Source organism: Nocardioides ganghwensis, from assembly GCF_014779655.1.
Taxonomy (GTDB): Bacteria; Actinomycetota; Actinomycetes; order Propionibacteriales; family Nocardioidaceae; genus Nocardioides; species Nocardioides ganghwensis.
Window position 1 is genome coordinate 70,655 of sequence record NZ_JACXYX010000001.1, and the last position, 17,870, is coordinate 88,524.

The 17,870-nt window shown below is 73.3% G+C and carries 19 protein-coding genes and 2 pseudogenes; 9 read left to right on the top strand and 12 right to left on the bottom strand.

Going from position 1 to position 17,870, the window contains the following annotated elements:
* Window positions 1-24: 24 nt before the first annotated feature.
* Window positions 25-579, bottom strand: coding sequence for a hypothetical protein (locus IEZ24_RS00330; RefSeq protein WP_129455290.1), 555 nt, complete (start codon window positions 577-579; stop codon window positions 25-27).
* 34 nt (window positions 580-613) lie between these two features.
* Window positions 614-1,063, bottom strand: a complete 450-nt coding sequence (locus IEZ24_RS00335) for a hypothetical protein (protein ID WP_129455289.1) — start codon at window positions 1,061-1,063, stop codon at window positions 614-616.
* A 246-nt stretch (window positions 1,064-1,309) separates the two neighbouring features.
* Here IEZ24_RS00335 and IEZ24_RS00340 point away from each other — a divergent pair, with 246 nt between their 5' ends.
* Genes IEZ24_RS00340 through IEZ24_RS00350 form a run of 3 tightly spaced genes read left to right on the top strand, consistent with a single transcriptional unit; the run spans window position 1,310 to window position 2,422 of the window.
* Complete coding sequence (locus IEZ24_RS00340) at window positions 1,310-1,798, top strand: hypothetical protein (RefSeq protein ID WP_129455288.1); 489 nt, start codon at window positions 1,310-1,312, stop codon at window positions 1,796-1,798.
* Between the two features lie 7 nt (window positions 1,799-1,805).
* Window positions 1,806-2,045: a hypothetical protein gene (locus IEZ24_RS00345; RefSeq protein ID WP_129455287.1), complete on the top strand. Its 240-nt coding sequence runs from the start codon at window positions 1,806-1,808 to the stop codon at window positions 2,043-2,045.
* The gene (locus IEZ24_RS00350) at window positions 2,042-2,422 is read left to right on the top strand and encodes a PIN domain-containing protein (protein WP_207206819.1); all 381 of its coding nucleotides are present in this window, start codon (window positions 2,042-2,044) and stop codon (window positions 2,420-2,422) included. The genes IEZ24_RS00345 and IEZ24_RS00350 overlap by 4 nt, the downstream gene beginning before the upstream one ends.
* Before the next feature lie 35 nt (window positions 2,423-2,457).
* Here the strand turns inward: IEZ24_RS00350 and IEZ24_RS00355 are convergent, their stop codons facing one another.
* On the bottom strand, window positions 2,458-5,274 hold the full coding sequence (locus tag IEZ24_RS00355) for a DEAD/DEAH box helicase family protein (protein WP_242498490.1): 2,817 nt from the start codon (window positions 5,272-5,274) through the stop codon (window positions 2,458-2,460).
* 328 nt (window positions 5,275-5,602) lie between these two features.
* Here IEZ24_RS00355 and IEZ24_RS00360 point away from each other — a divergent pair, with 328 nt between their 5' ends.
* Window positions 5,603-6,145, top strand: a complete 543-nt coding sequence (locus tag IEZ24_RS00360; protein WP_129455285.1) for a DUF488 domain-containing protein — start codon at window positions 5,603-5,605, stop codon at window positions 6,143-6,145.
* The gene (locus tag IEZ24_RS00365) at window positions 6,142-6,438 is read left to right on the top strand and encodes an MGMT family protein (RefSeq protein ID WP_129455284.1); all 297 of its coding nucleotides are present in this window, start codon (window positions 6,142-6,144) and stop codon (window positions 6,436-6,438) included. The genes IEZ24_RS00360 and IEZ24_RS00365 overlap by 4 nt, the downstream gene beginning before the upstream one ends.
* A gap of 58 nt (window positions 6,439-6,496) precedes the next feature.
* On the opposite strand, the pseudogene IEZ24_RS21430 reads toward IEZ24_RS00365, so the two are convergent.
* Window positions 6,497-6,757, bottom strand: a pseudogene (locus IEZ24_RS21430) (DUF2249 domain-containing protein); the annotation flags it as partial.
* Window positions 6,758-6,892: 135 nt separating this feature from the next.
* Window positions 6,893-7,294: pseudogene (locus tag IEZ24_RS21435) on the bottom strand (hemerythrin domain-containing protein); the annotation flags it as partial.
* A 43-nt stretch (window positions 7,295-7,337) separates the two neighbouring features.
* Between IEZ24_RS21435 and IEZ24_RS00375 the strand changes: the two are divergent.
* The 3 genes from IEZ24_RS00375 to IEZ24_RS00385 are packed head-to-tail and all read left to right on the top strand — an operon-like array spanning window position 7,338 to window position 11,739.
* Complete coding sequence (locus IEZ24_RS00375; RefSeq protein ID WP_129455282.1) at window positions 7,338-7,973, top strand: helix-turn-helix transcriptional regulator; 636 nt, start codon at window positions 7,338-7,340, stop codon at window positions 7,971-7,973.
* Window positions 7,970-9,094 carry a hypothetical protein gene (locus IEZ24_RS00380; RefSeq protein ID WP_191192789.1) on the top strand — a complete coding sequence of 375 codons (1,125 nt, stop codon included), beginning with the start codon at window positions 7,970-7,972 and terminating at the stop codon, window positions 9,092-9,094. Before IEZ24_RS00375 ends, IEZ24_RS00380 begins: the two co-directional genes overlap by 4 nt.
* Complete coding sequence (locus tag IEZ24_RS00385; RefSeq protein ID WP_129455281.1) at window positions 9,091-11,739, top strand: multicopper oxidase domain-containing protein; 2,649 nt, start codon at window positions 9,091-9,093, stop codon at window positions 11,737-11,739. The genes IEZ24_RS00380 and IEZ24_RS00385 overlap by 4 nt, the downstream gene beginning before the upstream one ends.
* A gap of 2 nt (window positions 11,740-11,741) precedes the next feature.
* On the opposite strand, the gene IEZ24_RS00390 is transcribed toward IEZ24_RS00385, so the two are convergent.
* The 5 genes from IEZ24_RS00390 to IEZ24_RS00410 form a co-directional block, all read right to left on the bottom strand.
* Window positions 11,742-12,212 carry a methyltransferase family protein gene (locus IEZ24_RS00390; RefSeq protein ID WP_129455280.1) on the bottom strand — a complete coding sequence of 157 codons (471 nt, stop codon included), beginning with the start codon at window positions 12,210-12,212 and terminating at the stop codon, window positions 11,742-11,744.
* On the bottom strand, window positions 12,209-12,520 hold the full coding sequence (locus IEZ24_RS00395) for a hypothetical protein (protein ID WP_129455279.1): 312 nt from the start codon (window positions 12,518-12,520) through the stop codon (window positions 12,209-12,211). The genes IEZ24_RS00390 and IEZ24_RS00395 overlap by 4 nt, the downstream gene beginning before the upstream one ends.
* A gap of 87 nt (window positions 12,521-12,607) precedes the next feature.
* On the bottom strand, window positions 12,608-14,218 hold the full coding sequence (locus IEZ24_RS22170) for a helix-turn-helix transcriptional regulator (RefSeq protein WP_242498489.1): 1,611 nt from the start codon (window positions 14,216-14,218) through the stop codon (window positions 12,608-12,610).
* A gap of 20 nt (window positions 14,219-14,238) precedes the next feature.
* A complete protein-coding gene (locus tag IEZ24_RS00405; RefSeq protein WP_129455278.1) occupies window positions 14,239-15,360 on the bottom strand; it encodes a flavin-containing monooxygenase in 1,122 nt (373 codons plus the stop codon).
* A gap of 120 nt (window positions 15,361-15,480) precedes the next feature.
* Window positions 15,481-16,284, bottom strand: a complete 804-nt coding sequence (locus tag IEZ24_RS00410) for an alpha/beta hydrolase (RefSeq protein ID WP_242498488.1) — start codon at window positions 16,282-16,284, stop codon at window positions 15,481-15,483.
* A 139-nt stretch (window positions 16,285-16,423) separates the two neighbouring features.
* Between IEZ24_RS00410 and IEZ24_RS00415 the strand changes: the two genes are divergently transcribed.
* Window positions 16,424-16,612: a DUF1918 domain-containing protein gene (locus tag IEZ24_RS00415; RefSeq protein ID WP_129455277.1), complete on the top strand. Its 189-nt coding sequence runs from the start codon at window positions 16,424-16,426 to the stop codon at window positions 16,610-16,612.
* 79 nt (window positions 16,613-16,691) lie between these two features.
* Here IEZ24_RS00415 and IEZ24_RS00420 read toward each other — a convergent pair whose 3' ends face one another.
* Complete coding sequence (locus tag IEZ24_RS00420) at window positions 16,692-17,285, bottom strand: hypothetical protein (RefSeq protein ID WP_129455276.1); 594 nt, start codon at window positions 17,283-17,285, stop codon at window positions 16,692-16,694.
* A gap of 135 nt (window positions 17,286-17,420) precedes the next feature.
* Window positions 17,421-17,870 (bottom strand): nucleoside deaminase, encoded by a 450-nt coding sequence (locus IEZ24_RS00425; RefSeq protein WP_129455275.1) that lies wholly within the window; start codon window positions 17,868-17,870, stop codon window positions 17,421-17,423.

Below are 17,870 nucleotides of genomic sequence, written 5' to 3' on the forward strand. Positions count from 1 at the left end.
GGCCTCGGGCGAGGGCGAGCTGCGCTACTCCCGGGTCGGGCGAAGCGCCTCGGCCATGACGTCGAGCTGGTCGGGCGCGAGACCGAGGGCGGTCCGGACGCGACGCCGTCCGCTGAGCAGCATCCCGTCAGCGGGGTCACCATCCGGGAAGCCGTGCGTGAACGGGATGTTGTACCAGCGCAGCGCCTGCCTCAGCTGGTCATGGATCTCGTACGCCTCGGCGACGAGGTGACAGGTCGTCCGACTGATCTCGTCGTCGCGCGCCAGCCCGCGCAACGCCTTGTCGTATTCCGCGGCCGACTCCGTGTTGCCCTCGTCGAGCGCCAACGACAACAGGTTCGCGATCGGGTCGGAGGCTGACTCGCCACCGTCACGCATCGCGAGCCGGAAGCAGCGCCGCGCCTCGTCGTACTCCTGATGCATCTGCCAGTGCTCACCAGCCGCGATCAACAGCGACTCGCGTCCGTGCTCGCCAGGCTGGAGGTCGTTCGCCTGGCGCTCGAACCGTGCGGGCTTCTCGTCGAGCGGGACGCGCTCCTCGATCGCGGTCAACAGGTCGAACAACTCGTCCTCGGTCATGAGCACAGCCTTGCAGCACGTTCGCGCGGAGCGATCACGCCACCATCCGGGGCTCGTGGCCGCAGGCGTCAGTCATGAAGTCCACCCAGCCGTGCTCGGTGACCAGGATGAGCTCGCCCGTGTAGACGTGCTGGAGGTGATTGGCATAGCGCCAACCCCGGCACCAGACGCCCTCGTTGGGTCCGAAGATCGCGAAGCCGGGTCGCACGACGATGGTCACGGCCTTGTGGTCGGGTCCCTTCCCGTTGTTGGTCCACGGGAGCCCGAACGCTTCCGTCGCTACGCGGAGATGCTCGGAGATGTCGTCGTCATCGTCCAGCAGGGCCGGAATCGGCAGCGGGTCCACGCGGAGCAAGGCCTGCTCCGTCGACGGGTGGCGGATGAGCGCCAGCCACGCGGTGTCCTCGCCGAGGACCACGGCCTTGGCCACCTCGCGAATCAGCGTGGCCGGATCGCGGAGCTCGTACGTCCTGAGTTCGTCCATGTCGTCACGATGCCTCGGTCGCGCGCCGTCGTGCTGGCGTCATCCACAGGCACACGTCCGCCTCTGGTGTCGGCGGTGCGGCGCAGCAAGGGTGGACGTCGACCACCAGACCACGGGAGGACGCATGGGCTTCAGCACCGACTTCGTCGGCCACATCGACATCGAGCCGCCTCTGAATGAGTCCGAGATCGCCTATCTCGCCGCATTCAACGCGTCGCGGCGCTACGACCGAGGGACCCGTACGAGGTGCCCGGCAACCCGCGCGCGGAGTCGGGCTCCAGCGTCGGTGATCGGTACAACCGTCCGGGACAGGGGCAGCCGAACCTCTGGTGCGACTGGGCGGTCTGCTGGGACGGGTGCTGCATCACGTGGAGCGGCAAGGAGAAGTCGTACTCGATGGAGCCGTGGCTTCGGTACGTCATCGACCACTTCCTGAGGGCGGGTGGCCACGCGTCCTCGGACCCGCGATTCAAGGACTTCACCTTCGATCACGTCCTCTCAGGGACCATCGTCGGTTGCCGCCGCGACAACAAGGAGTTGTTCGCCATCCGGGTGGAGGACAACGAGGTCACCAGGGAGGTCATGGTGCGTGCAGATCCGAGGTACGTCGACTACCCACCCCTGCCCTACGAGGAGGAGATCGATCGCGAGGCCGACGACACGCGCCGTCGCCGCCGGCGGCCTCTGCCGGAGGAGTCCTCGAAGGTGGTCCCGCCTGCGCGCCGATCAGTATGATCAAAGTATGAGTGCCCGCATCACGGTCAGCCTGCCGGACGACCTCGTCGCGTCCGCGGCCGCCGCGGTGGCTGCCGGTCGCGCGACGTCGGTCTCGGCGTACGTCGCGAGTGCGATGCGGGAGAAGGCCGAACGCGAGTCCGTGGCCACGGTGCTGGCTGAGTGGCGCACCGAGGCCGGGCCACTCACGGCCGCGGACGAGACCTGGGTGCAGGACGCGCTCGCCAGGGCACAGCTCGAGCCGTGACCCGCGGTTTCTGCCTGGACGCAGGCGCACTCATCGCCCTTGACCGAGGGCAGCCGCGGGTGGTGCACCTGCTCGATCGGGTGATCGCCGGTGGAGGGGCGGTGGACATTCCCGCACCGGTCATCGCTCAGGTGTGGCGCGACGGCTCACGGCAGGCGCGACTGGCGCGTCTGCTCGGTGCGAGCGATGTCGTCCTGGTCGATCTCGATGCCGAGATGGCGCGCGCCGTCGGGGTCCTGTGCGGAGCGGTCGGTGTCGCCGACGTGGTGGATGGGCACGTCGCCCTGCACGCGCGACGTCGCGACCTGGCCGTCCTGACGTCGGACCCCGACGACATCGCGCGGCTGGATCCGACCCTGGCCATCGTCACGGTCTAGGCACGTGCCGCCGAGCGCGGCACCCGGATCGGCAGCTAAGACCAGTGGCGCCGCATCACCGTGGTCGCTGCGAACGGGTCCTCACCCGACACCGCGGCCACGATGCCGGCACCTTCCGGCTTCGCGGTTGCGAGCAGCCGGCCCTCGCCCACCCAGGCGGTCCACGCGTCGAGGTAGTGGCCGGCGCTGGTGGCGTTGCGGCCCAGGACGGTCGGGACCGGGTGCCACGCCTCCCCGGTCGCCCGTGCGGCGCGCAACGCCGCACGCGCGCCGCGACGCGTACGGATCGGGGCGTCCGGGGCTTGCGCGTCGGTGAAGCGGGACACGATGTAGCGCGGTGCGGCGACCGGTCCGATCGCCTCGTCGAACGCGACCGCGAAGACCTCGGCGTCGGCCTCGGTGCCGCCGAGCCGGAAGCGGTACTCCCCGCCGGGGTGGACGTCGACGGCGAGGCCGGACGCACCCACGCTCGTCAGCCCGGCGGCAGCCAGGCCGTCCGCGACGGCAGCGGCGACCGCCACCAGCGGCGGCACGACCGAGGTCAGAGCGAGCTGCGAGCGCACCCATCGCGTGAGCGTGTCGGTGTGACGACGACCGGTGACAGCGCCATGGCCGATCGTGGCCAGTGCGCCGACGGCGCCGGCCACCAGGGCCCACTCGCCCGCGACAAGAGTTGTGCCGCTGACGCCCGCCGTACCTGCTGCCAGCGCCAGAGGCGTACGCCAGCTGGTGGCCGGTAGCGGTTCGTCGGTCGTCATCCCGTCCGTCGTCAGTCGCCACGACGGTGGGACGGGAGCGAGGGTGACGACGTCGTCCAATGGCGCGGTGACCACAGACGTTGCGGGCCGGACGCGCAATGAGACCAGGGTGACGTCCTGGTAGGGCTCGCCGACCGCCCACGCGTCGCGGATGGCGTCGCGGTCGGCGGCGGCTACGAGCATGCGGGCGTTCAGGGCGTCGAAGGAGGCGACCGGCGGCGGAGCGAAGGGGGAGAAGGACGCGTCGATGTGGGCGACCCCGTCGACGATGTCCCCGTCGTCGTCAACGCCGTGGAACCCCTGGTGCTTGCGCACCAGCCGGAACCAGTCGTTGTCACCCTTGAGGTGAGCCTCCGAGACGCACACGACCGTCCAGTTGGTCGCGACCTTGTCCGGCCAGGTCGGGTCCGTGCGCAGCGCCCGGCCACGCGTCTGCACGACGGCCGTCAGGGTGGTGGCGGTGGACAGGTCGATGAGCGTGGAGACACCGCGGGCGTTCCACCCCTCGCCGAGGAGGCCGCGGGTGCCGACGAGGACCTGGGTCCGACCGGCCTCGAAGAACGCAGTGACGTGGCCGACCCAGGTACGCGAGGTCCACCCGGACGTACAGGTCGAGACGGGGCCGGCTCCCGCCTCGACGAGCAGCTTCGACGCCAGCTCGCGATCGCGGTCGGCGACGAAGGCGACGAGGTCGCGCAGCGTCTCCTCGGACGCGGCCACGACGGACCCGGTGACCAACATCGGGTGGAGCACGGCCGTGTCAGGGTCCGTCAGCAGGGCCTCGAGCGCGGCCATCGCCGAACCCGCCTCGGCGTCGAGGACCCCGTCGAGGGCGACGGGCACGGTCGCGGACGCGCGTTCGTGGTCGCACAGCACCAGCACCCGGACACGTTCGCCGATCGCGGCGTGCTCGGCGGCGATGATCTGGGCCGCGGCGCCGGGCTTGGCGTACGACCGCGCCAGGACGCGGTCGACGGTGGAGCGCCCGCGACGTACGCCGCGCCGCGTCCACTGGTAGCCCACCGAGGGCAGGGCGGCCTTCACGACCGCGAGCACCTCGGCGTCGCCCGGGTCCTCGGAGACGGCCACGTGGTTCAGCAGCCAGTCGCCGAGGAGCCGTACCCAGTCCTCGGCGGACGGGTCGTGCCGGTGCTCCTCGCGCAGCCGCGCGCCGACGGGCAGGTCGAGCAGGCCCGCGTGGTGCATGCGCAGGGCGGAGTCGCAGAGGTCGGGTTCCCGCTCGGCGAGCGCCGCCCAGGTGGTCGTGGCCGGGACCGGCTCGACGAACCGGGCGGTGAGCCACTCGTAGAACCCGACCGACCCGAATCCCGGAGTGGTGAGCAGGGTGGTGAGCTCGGTGAAGCGCAGCGCCTCGCTGGTGAGCCAGTCCTCCTCGGTCGGCGTGGGGGTGGTCAGCCAGACGAGCTCGTCGAACGGCGCGAGGTGCCCCTCCTTGACCACCGCCGGGACCGAGACGCGGTAGAGGATGCTCCCGAAGAGCTGGTCGACGAGCGCGCGCTGCTCGCCGACGAGGCTCTCGGGCGGTGTCGCGGTGAGCGCCAGGACGTGGGCGCGGTCGACGGCGTCGAGCAGCTCGGCGAGCAGCCGCCCCCACACCTCGAGCAGGTGGTGGCACTCGTCGAGGACGAGCACCAGGCGAGGCTCTGCGCGGATCCGGTCGAAGAGGGCGACGCCGTTGGGGTGGAGCCGGTCGACGACCGTGGTCGCGTCGGCGTCGGCGTCGGCGTCCGTGGCCTCGGAGTCGAAGACGGCCAGGGACTGGTACGTCAGGCAGGTCAGCGGGCTGGCGAGGGACTTGTCGTCGCTCGCGTCGAGCCCCATCGTCGCTGCCTCGGCGATCCACTGCGACTGGATGGCGGTGTTGGGGGCGAGCACGACCGCCCGCGTGCCGGGGTGTTCCCGGAGCTCGCCGGCGACGGCCTCGAGGCCGACGCGGGTCTTGCCCGCCCCGGGCGGCAGGACCACCCACGCCCGCGGGTGTTCCGCGTCGTGCCACGCGCGAGCGAGTGCCTCGAGCGCTTCACGCTGGTGGATGCGCAGCGACGGCACGGCAGGCGCGTCCGGGTCGGGCACCGCTGGCCGCCTCCAGGTCGGCTGGGGGAAGTCACCTGGCGAGCCGCCGTGCGCCGCCGGTGTGTCGGTGCATGGTGCCACGCGTCCCGCGCGTGTCCGGCCGCAGGCAGGATCGGTCGAGTCGCTCGCACGCAGAGGGGTCATTGCCCCACCTCGATGTCCGGGGGTGGTCGAGATGGCTGTCGGTCGCACCATGCGGGTGTCACGATGAGCCTGCCGTCGGCGAGCCCGTCGACCGTGTCAACGGTCGCAGCACGGGTACGTCGTAGGTGCGAGGTCCCGGGGGTGGCCCGGCGTCGCGATCCGGGACGAGCGGAGGGAGGACGAGATGGGTCGGCTGCTCACCGTCGGGCACGGGACGCTCGACCGCGACGACCTTGCGGCGCTCCTGAGCGGCGCCGCGGTCGACCTGCTCGTCGATGTCCGCCGCTTCCCGGGCAGTCGGCACAACCCCGACGTCAGCTCCGACGCCCTGGCCGCATGGCTGCCCGAGGCCGGCATCGAGTACCGCTGGGAGGAGCGGCTCGGTGGACGCCGGCGACGGGACAAGGGCGCCGATCTGGACGCCGACGGCTGGTGGCGCGTCGAGGCGTTCCGGGCGTACGCCGCCCACACCCGGACGCCGGACTTCATCGCCGCGCTCGACGACCTGTGCGAGGACGTCGCCGCACGCGGCACGACGGCCGTCATGTGCAGCGAAGCGGTCTGGTGGCGCTGCCACCGCCGGCTCGTCGCCGACGCCGCGCTACTGCTCCGCGCGATCGACGTGGCGCACCTGGCGCACGGAGGCAAGACCACCCCGCACGAGCCGTCGGGGGGCGCGCAGGTGGTCGACGGCGTGCTCCGCTACGACGCGAGCGACGAGGGATGAGCCGCGTGGACGACGAGTACGTCGAGGCGGTACTGACGCTGGTCGAGCAGGTCCCGACCGGCCGGGTGACGACGTACGGCGCCCTGGCGCGAGCCGTCGGGACCGGTGGCCCGCGTCAGGTGGGGCGGGTGATGGCGCTGCACGGCGACGCGGTGCCGTGGTGGCGCGTGGTGCACGCCGACGGGAGCCCGGCCACGTGTCATGGCGGGACGGCCGTCGAGCGACTCCGGGAGGAGGGCGTGCCGCTCACGGGTCGCGGGCGGGTGGACCTGCGCACGAGCCTGGTCCCGTGACGGTCGCCGACCGACTTCTCGACCAACGGTCGGGCGGTGCGTCGCGTACCTGTCCGGGTCAGGCCTTCCTGCTCAGCTCCAGGCGCCACAGCTCGGGACCCGAGTCGCGGTAGGACACGGCGTAGCCGCCGGGGGCACGCTGCTCGAGCTGGGCCAGGAGCGGCAGCGGGTCGTGGTCGGCGACCAGCAGCAGTCCGGCACCGGGGCGCAGGCCCTCCAGCGCGCCGAAGATGGTCGCGTGACGGATGGCGTGCGGGATGGTGCGCACGTCGAGCTCGGGCAGGCCCGCCTCGTCGTGGCCGCCGCACGCGCACTGGTGCCCGCCGTGGCCGGGCTCGGTGACCGAGGCGTCCTCGACGTGGTCCTCGTGCTCACCGTGGCCGCCGAGGAGCTCGTGCATGCCGGCCAGCATCTCGGCCACCGAGTAGTCCGGTGAGGCGACGAGGGTCGGGATGAGCTGGTCGTTCTCCTTGGCGAGGTGGCTGCCGAAGAGCGTCTCGAGGGCCCGGGCGACCGCCGCGGCCTCGATCGGGTCGGCCGCAGCCTCGAGGTCGGCCACCAGCCGGTGGATGAGGACGTGCTCGGCCAGCATGGCCTCGACCAGCAACCGCGCCTCGACGATCTGCGCGGCGGCGGGGTAGAGGGTCTGCTCCTCCGCGGTCGCGTGCGGCACGAGCTCGTCGCGCAGCCAGGACAGCAGCTGCTGCCGCGCGGACCGGGCCTGGTCGGTGCGTGCGGCCCGCACGACGTCAGCGGTGAGCAGGGCGAGCCGGCCCGCCATCTCGGCGTGGTGCTGCTCGACCTTCTCGGCCGCCTCGGCGTCGGCGTGACTGCTGGCGATGGTGATGGTGGACATGGGTGCCTCCTCGGGTGGGCATGGGGTTCACTAATAATCTACAATGAACCCCGTGGAAATAAATGAGCAGGGTGTCACCGCCGCCCAGGCACGCGTGCTGGCCACCCTCCGCGAGGCCGGCCGTCCGTTGACCTTGGGGGAGCTGCAGGACCGCACCGGCCTGCACCCCAACACCTTGCGCGGCCACCTCGACGCGATCGTGGCGGGAGGCAACGCGAGCCGCATCGCCAGCCGGAGCGGCGGTCGTGGTCGCCCCGCGTGGAGCTACCTCGCCCGCGAGCCGGAGTACGCCGCCCTCGCGATGGCGCTCGCCTCCGGCCTGGACCGGGGACCGGCGACGGGCTCGAGCCCGGATCCCGCCGAGGACCCCGCACGCACCCTCGATCCCGCGGCCGAGCGCGGCGGCCGGGCCTGGGGCGAGCAGCTCCGGTCCCAGCTCGGAGCCGTCGAGGACGGCCGCGAGCGCGTGCTGCTGGCCCTCGCCCACACCGGCTTCGCCCCCGAGGCCAGCGGCGACCGGGTCACGCTGAACGCCTGCCCCATCCTCGCGGCGGCGCGGTCGCACCCCGGCGTCGTGTGCGCGGTCCACCTCGGGCTCGTCAAGGGCGTGCTCGGCGCCGACGGCGTACGGCTCCGCCCGCGCCCCGACACCCTGGGCTGCGAGGTGAGCCTCCCGTGAGCGGGCGTCGTCCGCCGGCGCCGCGCGCGCTGCTGGCGGTCCCCGCAGCCGTCGCGATGGTGGTCGGCGTCGACGCCGGCCTGACCCTGCTGGGCGTGTGGGCGCCGGTGCCCTCGGGCCGCCTGGGCGAGGCCCACGGGCTGCTCATGGTGCTCGGCTTCGTAGGCACGCTCGTGGCGCTGGAGCGTGCCGTGGCGCTCGGCTCCTCCTGGGGCTACGCGGTCCCGGCCCTCCTGGGAACCGGCGCCCTGGCGCTGCTCGTCCCGGGAGCGGGCCGGCTCGGCCACCTCCTCCTGGTGGCCGGCACGGCCGGGTTGTGCGCGCTATACGTCCCGCTGTGGCGGCGCCAGCGCGACGACGCGGTCCTGGTCTCCGCACTCGGCGCGGTCCTCGCGCTCGGTGGCGCGGTGCTGGTCCTCGGCGGCGCCGACCTCGCCCTCGCGCTTCCCTGGCTGGCCGGCTTCGTCGTGCTGACCATCGCCGGCGAGCGCCTCGAGCTGGCACGGCTGGCGATGCCACCGGGAGCAGGGACCTCGCTGGTGCTGCTGGGCCTCGCGGTGACCGTGGGCGTCCCGGCCGCGACGATGTGGCCGCGGGTCGGAGCCGGTGTGCTGGGCCTGGTGGTCCTGCTGCTCGCGGCCTGGCTCGCGGCGTACGACGTGGCGAGGCGGACCGTGCGCGGCACCGGGCTCCCTCGCTTCGCAGCCGCCTGCATGCTCGCCGGTCAGCTGTGGCTGGCCGTCGCGGGCGGCATCTGGCTGGTCGCCGGGCAGCCGGCCGACGGTGCGGCGTACGACGCGCTGGTGCACGCGGTCTTCCTCGGCTTCACGATCTCGATGATCATGGCGCACGCGCCCTCGATCCTCCCGGCGGTGACGCGGGTGCCGCTGCCCTACCGCCCGGCCATGTGGGCCCCGTGGCTGCTGCTCCAGGCCTCCCTCGTCCTCCGCCTCTGGGGAGGCGACGCCCTCGGCAGCGACCTGGCGCGCGAGGTCGGCGGTGCCGGCAACGCGGTCGCACTGCTGCTGTTCTTCGTGGTGGCTGCCGCGAGCACTGCGACGGGTCCTCCGGGGTCGCGCGCTGCAGTGGCCGCGGAACGCCAGTCGGAGGTCGTGCGATGACGACCCTGCAGACGCCTTCCGGGACCCGCGCCGGCGAGCCGACGACCGGCACCCGCGGCTTCTGGCCGATCCGGGACCTGCCGGTCGTGGGCTGGCTGCTGGCGGCCGTGGTCGTGGCGCTGGTGCACCAGTGGGTGCCCGAGCCACGCTGGCTCCTGCTGCACCTGCTGCTGCTCGGCGCCGCCGGCCACGCGATCCTCGTGTGGAGCCGCTACTTCGCCGACACTCTCCTGCGAGGACCGGCGACCCCGCGGCGGGAGCAGTCGATCCGTCTGGCGACGTTCGACCTCGGCGCGGTCGCGGTCACGATCGGGGTCGCCTTCGACCTGTGGCTCCTCGTCCTGGGCGGCGCGGCGGCCGTGGCGCTGGCCGTCACATGGCACGTGGCGTCCCTGGCGCGGGGCCTGCGTGGCAGGTTCGGCTCACGCTTCGCACCGACGGTGCACTACTACCTCGCCGCGGGTGCCCTCCTCCCCGTCGGCGCCACGCTGGGAGTCTGGCTCGCCCGCGGCCTGGCCGACCCCCTCGACGCACGCGTGCGCATCGCCCACGCCGGCATCAACGTGCTCGGCTGGGTGGGCCTCACCGTGCTGGGCACCCTCGTCACGCTGTGGCCGACGATGCTGCGCACGCGCCTGGCGGAGGGCGCGGAGAAGGCCTCGCGCGCCGCGCTGCCCGTGCTGGTCGCGGGGATCGGCCTGGTGGCGGCCGCGGCGTGGGCGGACCAGCCCCGCGTCGTCGCGCTCGGCCTGGTGACCTACCTCGGCGGCGTCCTGGTCCTGGCCCGCCCGATGACCGACGCGGCGAGGGTGAAGCCGCCCGACGGCTTCCCCACGTGGTCGGTCGGCGCGGGCGTGCTGTGGCTGGTGGCGATGCTCGTCTGGGTGTCGGCGCGGGTCGCGGTCGGAGGCCAGTGGGACGACGTGTCCCGGGCGCTGCACGACGCTGCGCCGTACCTCGCCGCCGGGTTCGTCGCCCAGGTGCTGCTCGGCGCCCTGTCCTACCTCGTGCCGGTGGTGCTCGGCGGCGGACCCGCCGTCGTACGGGCCGCCAACCGGGCGCTCGACTCGGGCGGTGCGATGCGGGTGGCCCTCGCCAACGTGGGCCTGGTGTGGTGCCTGCTGCCGGTGCCGAGCGTCGTACGCGTCGTCGCGTCGGTGCTGGTGCTCGGAGCCCTCGCGAGCTTCGTCCCGCTGCTGCTGCGAGCCGTACGCCTGCGGCACCGCGGCGCGGCGAGCCCTGCGGTCGTCGGACGACCCCGTGGCCAGAACACCGGGCTGGCCGCCGTCGGGGTGGCGCTCGCCGTGCTGGCCGTGGCGGTCGGTGGTGCCGTCGACCCGGCCGCACTGGGCCGGGTGGGCTCGGCCGATGCAGGGGTCGCCCCGACCGGTCGGACCGTCGAGGTGGAGGTGGTGGCCCGGGAGATGCGGTTCATCCCCGACCGCGTCGAGGTGGCGGCCGGAGACCGGCTGGTGATCACGCTGCGCAACGAGAGCGCCGGCGACGTGCACGACCTGGTCCTGGAGACCGGCGCCGACACGGGTCGCATCGCGCCGGGTGAGGAGACCGTGCTGGACGTCGGCGTCGTCGGTCGCGACCTCGACGGCTGGTGCTCGGTCGTCGGGCACCGCCAGATGGGGATGACGTTCGCGGTCGAGGTCACCGGTGGGGACACGGCCGCCTCGGGCGGGGACGCCGTGGCCGCCACCGCGCCCACCGAGCCCGCCGGGCACGAGGACCACGGCCACGACGCGTCCGGCGCGCCGATCGACGCCGCGGGGGACCCGGGGCCGGACTTCGCGGCGTACGACCCGGTCCTGCCGCCTCTGGCGCCGGGACGGGTCCACCGCCGCACCTTCCGGATCACCGAGCAGCAGGCCGAGGTCGCTCCGGGGGTGACCCAGGAGGTCTGGACCTTCAACGGCACCGCGCCCGGCCCGGTGCTCCGCGGACGCGTCGGCGACCGGTTCGTCATCACCCTGGTCAACGACGGCACCATGGGCCACTCGATCGACTTCCACGCCGGCGTGCGCGCCCCCGACGACGTGATGCGCACGATCCCGCCCGGGGAGTCGCTGACCTACCGCTTCACCGCGACCCGGGCCGGGGTGTGGATGTACCACTGCTCCACGATGCCGATGACCGCGCACATCGCGAATGGTCTCTTCGGCGCCGTCGTGATCGAGCCGCCCGGCCTGCCCCGGGTCGACCGCGAGTACGTGCTCGTCCAGTCCGAGCAGTACCACGGGGCCGCCGGCGCGGTCGCCGACCTCGACAAGGTGGCGGCCGAGGACGCGGACGCCGTGGTGTTCAACGGCTACCCCGACCAGTACGCCCACCAGCCCCTGCGTGCCCGGACCGGCGAGCGGGTCCGGATGTGGGTGCTCGACGCGGGACCGAGCCGCGCGTCGTCCTTCCACGTCGTCGGGGGGCAGTTCGACACCGTGTTCTCCGAGGGCGCGTGGCAGCTCGGCAGCCGGTCGGGGCCGGCCCGCGACGGCGGAGCGCAGGTGCTGCCCCTGCTGCCGGCCCAGGGCGGGTTCGTCGAGCTCGTGCTGGACGAGCCGGGCGACTACCCGTTCGTCAGCCACGTCATGGTGGACGCCGAGCGCGGGGCCCGCGGGGTGCTGCGGGTGCGCCGCTGAGGTCAGGGTGATGACGACCGGCGACCGAGGTAGCGAGGCACCGTGGCCCGGTAGGTGTCGTACTCGGCGCCGAACAGCTCGTGCAGCAGGGCCTCCTCGCGCGGCAGCCAGCGGTGGAGGAGCGCTGCGCTGACGGGGCAGGTGGCCAGCATCCAGCCGTTGCGGGTCGCGAGGGCCAGGCCGAGGTGGGCGAGGGTGAAACCGAGGTAGATCGGGTTGCGGGTCCGTGCATGCACGCCGGTGGTGGTGAGTGCGACCGGGTGTTCCAGGTCGCCCGGACCTCGTTCGCGCCAGGCGACCACCACCAGGCCGGTCCCCGCGACGACGCAGAGGATGCCGGCAGGTCGGACCGCGGGCGGCAGTGACAACGGCCGCATCCGCTGGGCGACCGCGCCCACCGCCACCCCGCCGAGGGTCTCGGCCGGCAACGGGATCCGGCCGGCCAGCTCCGCGAGCCGCGACGAGAGGGTCATCGTTGCGCTCCGGCCGCTGCCGGTCGTCCGGCGTCCGCCCTGGCGGCGGCGCGGTAGCGGAGGTACCAGTGCAGCATCAGCGCCGAGCTGACCAGGTAGAACGTGTGCAGCACCCAGATCGGGCCCGGCGGCAGGGCGAACACGTACACCGAGTGCACCGTGTTGCCCACATTGGCCAGGACGATGTTGCCGGGACTGTACGAGGACAGCTCCCGCGTGCGGAACGCCTTGCGGAGCATCGGCAGGACGCTTGCGACGAAGACGATCGTGGAGACCGTCCCCGCGAGCACCGGCAGCGTCGTGTCCATGCCTCCGACGCTAGGACCAGCGCCCGCCGGCCGGCATCGGCCGGAACACGCATCCCGCGCGCCGGCCCATGGGACGGACCACCCACGTCACACCAGTCCGTGCTCGAAGGCGTACGCCGCGGCCGCGGTGCGCGAGGCGACGTCGAGCTTGACGAAGATGTTCGACAGGTGCCGCGCGACGGTCTTCTCGCTCAGCACGAGCTCGGCCGCGATCTGCGGGTTGCTCCGGCCCGAGGCGACGAGGCGGAGCACCTCGACCTCGCGGGCGGTCAGCCCTCCCGGCAGGGAGGCCGGAGCCAGCAGCGACGAGGCGAGGTCGGCCATCGGCGCCGCACCGACCTGGCGGAAGACCGCACGCGCGGCCGTCAGCTCGCGCTCGGCCGAGGACGTGTCGCCGAGGGCGAGGAGGCAGCGGCCGATGAGCAGCCTCGTGACGGCGGCGTCGTACGGCGAGGACGACCGCGACCAAAGCTGGTGGGCCTTGCGGAGGTAGGGCAATCCTCCCGCGGCATCCGCTGCGGCGAGCGCGACGGCACCCTGGGCCTGGGCGGCGGCCGCGGACAGCACGGCGGCCCCGACCGCCGTCGCCAAGGACTCCAGCTCGCGGGCCAGGGGCCCCGCGCGCTCGACCTCGCCCGACGCCAGCAGCACCTCGATGGCCCCCGGCAGCGTCCGGCACCGCTCCACCGGCCCGGCCGGCGAGGCGAGCAGCCGGTCGACAGCAGCGACCGAAGCGGACGAGCGACCCTGCGCCAGCCACAGCAGCGCGAGACCGGGCTGCGGGTCGACGCCGAGGTCGGCCGCACGCTGGTAGGCGTCGTCGGCAGCGTCGAGGTCACCGCGCAGCCGCAGCACGTCGCCGGTCTCGAGGGCGGTGAGTCCGATGGCGGCAGGGGTGCCCAGGGCGACGTACCGCTCAGCGGCAAGTGACCACTCGCGCAACGCGTCGTCCCAGGCGCCACGCAGGCGCATCAGCTGTCCACGGTGCACGGCGCACTGGCCGGTGAAGGCCAGCAGCCCGGGCTGCGCGTCGCACCACCGCTCGAGGGCGGCGGTCCACTCGGCGACCCGGCCGAAGTCGCTGACCTCCTGGGCGCCCTCGATGGCGGTGCAGTAGACGTGCCCTGCGATCACCGGGGACAGCTCGCCGGCCACGACCCGGACCATGGAGTCGTCGAGCTGCGCCAGCCCCTCGGCGAAGTGCCCCGTCATGATCGACATCCGGCCCCGCGCGCACGTGCTCATCGCCGTCAGGTCCGCGTCGTGGAAGCGCCGGCCGACGTCGTACGCCTCGCGGGCCAGGCGCTCCGCCTCCACGAGGTCACCCTCGCCGAGGGCGCGGAACATCATGAGGAACGTCACCCAGCCGCGCTCCGCACACTCCGCCCCGATCTCGTCGACCAGCTCGGTCGCCCGAGCTGCCCAGCCGGCGGCGAGGGCGTGCTCGCCGTGCTCGGCCAGGCTCATGGAGAGACGGAACGCGCACCCCGCAGCGGCGTGGAGGTCACCCGCCTGGTGGTGGGCGCGGAAGGCACGCTGCAGGACGGGGACCACCTCGTCGTGCGACCCGACCAGCTCGACGGCCGCGCCGAAGGAGTCGAGCTCGGCGGCGCTGAGGCCGTCGGGCCCGGTGCGGGACCACGCGTCGTACGCGGCCTGCCAGTCGCCGCGTGCGTAGTGGTCAGCGGCCGTGTCCACGGCTTCGAGGGTACGTCGGTTCAGGCGGCCGTGGGCAGCGTCGGAGTCGCCTCGTCCCGCTTGCGTGCGCGGTCCGCGACCCGGTCGGCGACGTACGCCGCGTCGCGACCGACCCCGGGCAGGACCATCGAGCTGAAGGAGTACTGGAAGGACAGTCCGCAGAAGAACAGCCCGGGAGCGTCGGGGGACACCCCGCGCGTCTCCCGGGGCCAGCCGTCGTCGCCGATCACCGGCAGGTGGATCCAGTCGAAGACCTGCCGGAATCCGGTCGCCCACACGACGGTCGAGACCTCGCGCGGCGTGCCGTCGACGACGGGCAGGCCGTCGCGGACCTCCTCGACCCGGCTGGTCACCCGCTCGACGCCGCGGTCGAGCAGGTCGCGACGCTTGACCCGGATCATCGGTCCGCCGTGGTGGCGGACCTGGGCCATCTCCTTGCGGCCCACCGGGGTGCGCCGGGTGAGCACGTGCCGCCACGCGAAGAGCATGACCGGGAAGACGAGCCGGAAGGCCGGAGACTCCAGCCGGGGTGGGATCTCGCCGCAGTCGCGACCGGCAAGGATCGTCGGGTGCGTCTCGGCGAGCTCGTAGGCGATGTCGGTGCCGGAGTGGCTGGCGCCGACGACCAGCACCGGCCCGTCGTTGACCTGGCTGGGTCGGCGGTACTCGCTGGAGTGCAGCTGGAGGATCGCGGGGTCGAGCTCGGCGGTGATGTCGGGCACGGCGCTCGTCCGGCCGAACGTGCCGGTGCACACCACGACGTTGCGGCAGGTGTAGCGGCCGCGGTCGGTGGTGACGACGTAGCCCTCGTCGTCCTGGTCGAGGGCCTGCACCCGGGTCTCCAGGCGGACCGGGAGGGCGAAGGTGCGGGCGTACGACTCGAGGTAGTCGCCCACGGCGTCCTTGCCGGGGAAGGTCCAGCGCGGGGCGGGGAACGGCAGGCCCGGCAACCCGTCCACGTGGGCGGGGGAGTAGAGCCGGAGGCTGTCCCACTGCCGGCGCCAGTTGTCGCCGACGCGCGTGGAAGCGTCGAGGATCACGAACGGGATCCCTCGCTGTCGGAGGAAGTGGCCGGTCACCAGGCCGGCCTGGCCGGCGCCGATGATCACGGTGTCGATGTCGGTGTCGTTGTTGGTGTCCATGTGCCCACGGTCGCGCGATGCGTACGTCGTACGCGTCGGGCGCGATGCCCATCTCCGGTGCCGCGGGCATGGGTGGATGCACCCACGCGCGAGGACGACGGTCGACCGGGACGGCCGACGTCAGCCCACGCTGCGGGCGAGCCGTGCGACGGCGTCGGCGACCCGCGGCCCGAACATGACCGCGTCGTTGTGGCCGGCGCCCTCGAGCACGACCCGTTCGACGAGCACGGGGACACCGTCGGCGACCCGCGCGCTCAGCTCGGTCGGGACCACGTCGTCGCGGTCGCCGTAGACCACGGTGACGGGCACGTCGCTCGCGGCGAGCGGCTCGAGGACGGGGAAGCGGTCGCGGAGCAGCGTGCGCACGGGCAGCCACGGGTAGTGGTGGCCGCCGACGTCGGCGAGGTCGGTGAACGGTGACCTCAGCACGATCCCGGCCGGACGGTGCCGCTGCTGGAGGCCGGCGACCACCCCGGTCCCCAGCGACTCACCGAGGAAGATCGTCCGGTCGACGGGGTGGCCGAGGTCGGCCAGCGCACGTACGGCCGCGTCGGCGTCCGCGGCGAGCCCGTCCTCGCTGGGGCTGCCGGGGTTCCCGCCGTAGCCGCGGTAGTCGATGACCAGCACCGCGAGCCCGCGGTCGGCCAGGTCGCGGGCGAGGTCGGCCCGGCCGGCACGGTTGCCACCGTTGCCCGGGGCCATCAGGACGGCCAGGCCGGTGTCGCGATCGGCGTCGGCAGGCACGTACCACGCGCCCAGCTCGAGCCCGTCGTGCGTCTCGAGCGTCACGTCGCGGGCGCCCGGGAGCACGTCGCCGGCAGGTGGCACGTCGCTCGCGTCGGGGTAGTAGATCAGCTGCCGCTGCAGGCCCCAGACGACTGCCAGGCCGACGCCGAGGAGGACCACCAGGACCACGAGCGCCACGACGAGCCTCCTGCTGCGGGACCGCACCACCGGTTCATCGTGACACGCGCGCGCCGACCTCGGTCCTGCAGCGAGGCGGACCTGGGCCGAGGGCCGAAGGTCCCTTGCCGGACGGTCCGCGGCGGCGCATGGTGGACGGATGAAGGCAGAAGTGGGCGACAGCCTGGTCGTCGAGAGCAACAAGGTCGATGCGGCCCCCAGGCAGGGAGAGATCGTCGAGGTGCGCGGCGAGGACGGCGGCCCGCCGTACGCCGTGAAGTGGAGCGACGGCCACGAGGGTCTGGTCTACCCGGGCGCCGACGCGCACGTCGTGCCCGCGCAGCACTGACGCGCCGGAGCACCTGACCGTCCGGTGCGGCGAGACCGTGCCGGGGCTCCCGAGCGCCCCGGTGCATCCACTGGATGTCTCAGCGGGAGGCGAACCAGGGGTGGTGCAGGTCGTAGAACTCCGCGTTCGCCATGGCGTACTCGAGGCCGGACCGGACCTCCGGGGGCGGCTCGACCTGCTCGCCCTGCCGCGCGGCGTCCTCGCTGGTGAACGCGACGGTCTCGGTGAAGGTGCCGTCCGGCTCGATGGCGAGGGTGCCGCCGATGATCTCGGGCCGCGCCTCGTGCAGCGAGTCGGTGTCGGTGGTCATCAACGACCTGAGGCGCTCGACGTCGTCGACCTTGCCCCGGATGACCTGGACGAAGCCGGCGTCGTCGGACCCGCCGTCCATCAGCAGGGTGACGTCGTCGCAGTCGTGGAACTCGACGGGCCCGTCGAAGAGCTCCATCATGCGCGCGGCCCACGCGTCCTGCTCGGGCCGGCCGGAGTTGGACATCGCGGACTCCCGCGAGTCGAATCGGACGACGCCCATGAACATGTCGTCGTCGGTGAACCCGTAGGTCCCTCCGAGCCAGCCCGGTGCTCCGGAGCTGAGCTCGTTGCGCCACGTGTCCAGGTGCTCGTGGAGCTCCTGCTGGCGCGTGCACTTGCCTTGGATGATCTGGATGAACACGCTGCTCCTCCTCTGAGTGGTCACCCACCTCTCGGGATCGGGGGGTGGGAGGGCAGTCCTCGAATCTACGCCGGTGAGGGGGCCGCGGACAGGGGTCTCCGGTGGGTCTAGACCGCCTCGATCCGCGCCCAGCGCTCACCCGGGTTCGCCGATGTCCTCGTTCCACAGCTGCGGGTTGGCCGCGATGAAGTCCCGCATCATCGCCTTGCACTGCTCGTCGTCGACCACGACGACCTCGACGCCACGGGAGCGGAGGTAGTCCTCGCCGCCGTAGAACGTCGTGTTCTCGCCGACCACCACCCGCGGGATGCCGTAGAGCAGGATCGCGCCGGTGCACATGTCGCACGGCGACAGGGTGGTCGCGATGGTGGCCCCGGCGTAGACGCTGGCCGGCAGGCGCCCGACGTTCTCCAGGCAGTCGGTCTCGCCGTGCCGGATGGCGCTGCCCAGCTGCACCCGGCGGTTGCGGCCGACCCCGAGCAGGCGGTCTCCCTGCGCGAGGGCCGCGCCGATCGGGATCCCTCCCTCCGCCGCGCCCGCGCGCGCCTCCGCGATGGCGAGGGCGAGCAGCTCTTCGTCAGTCAT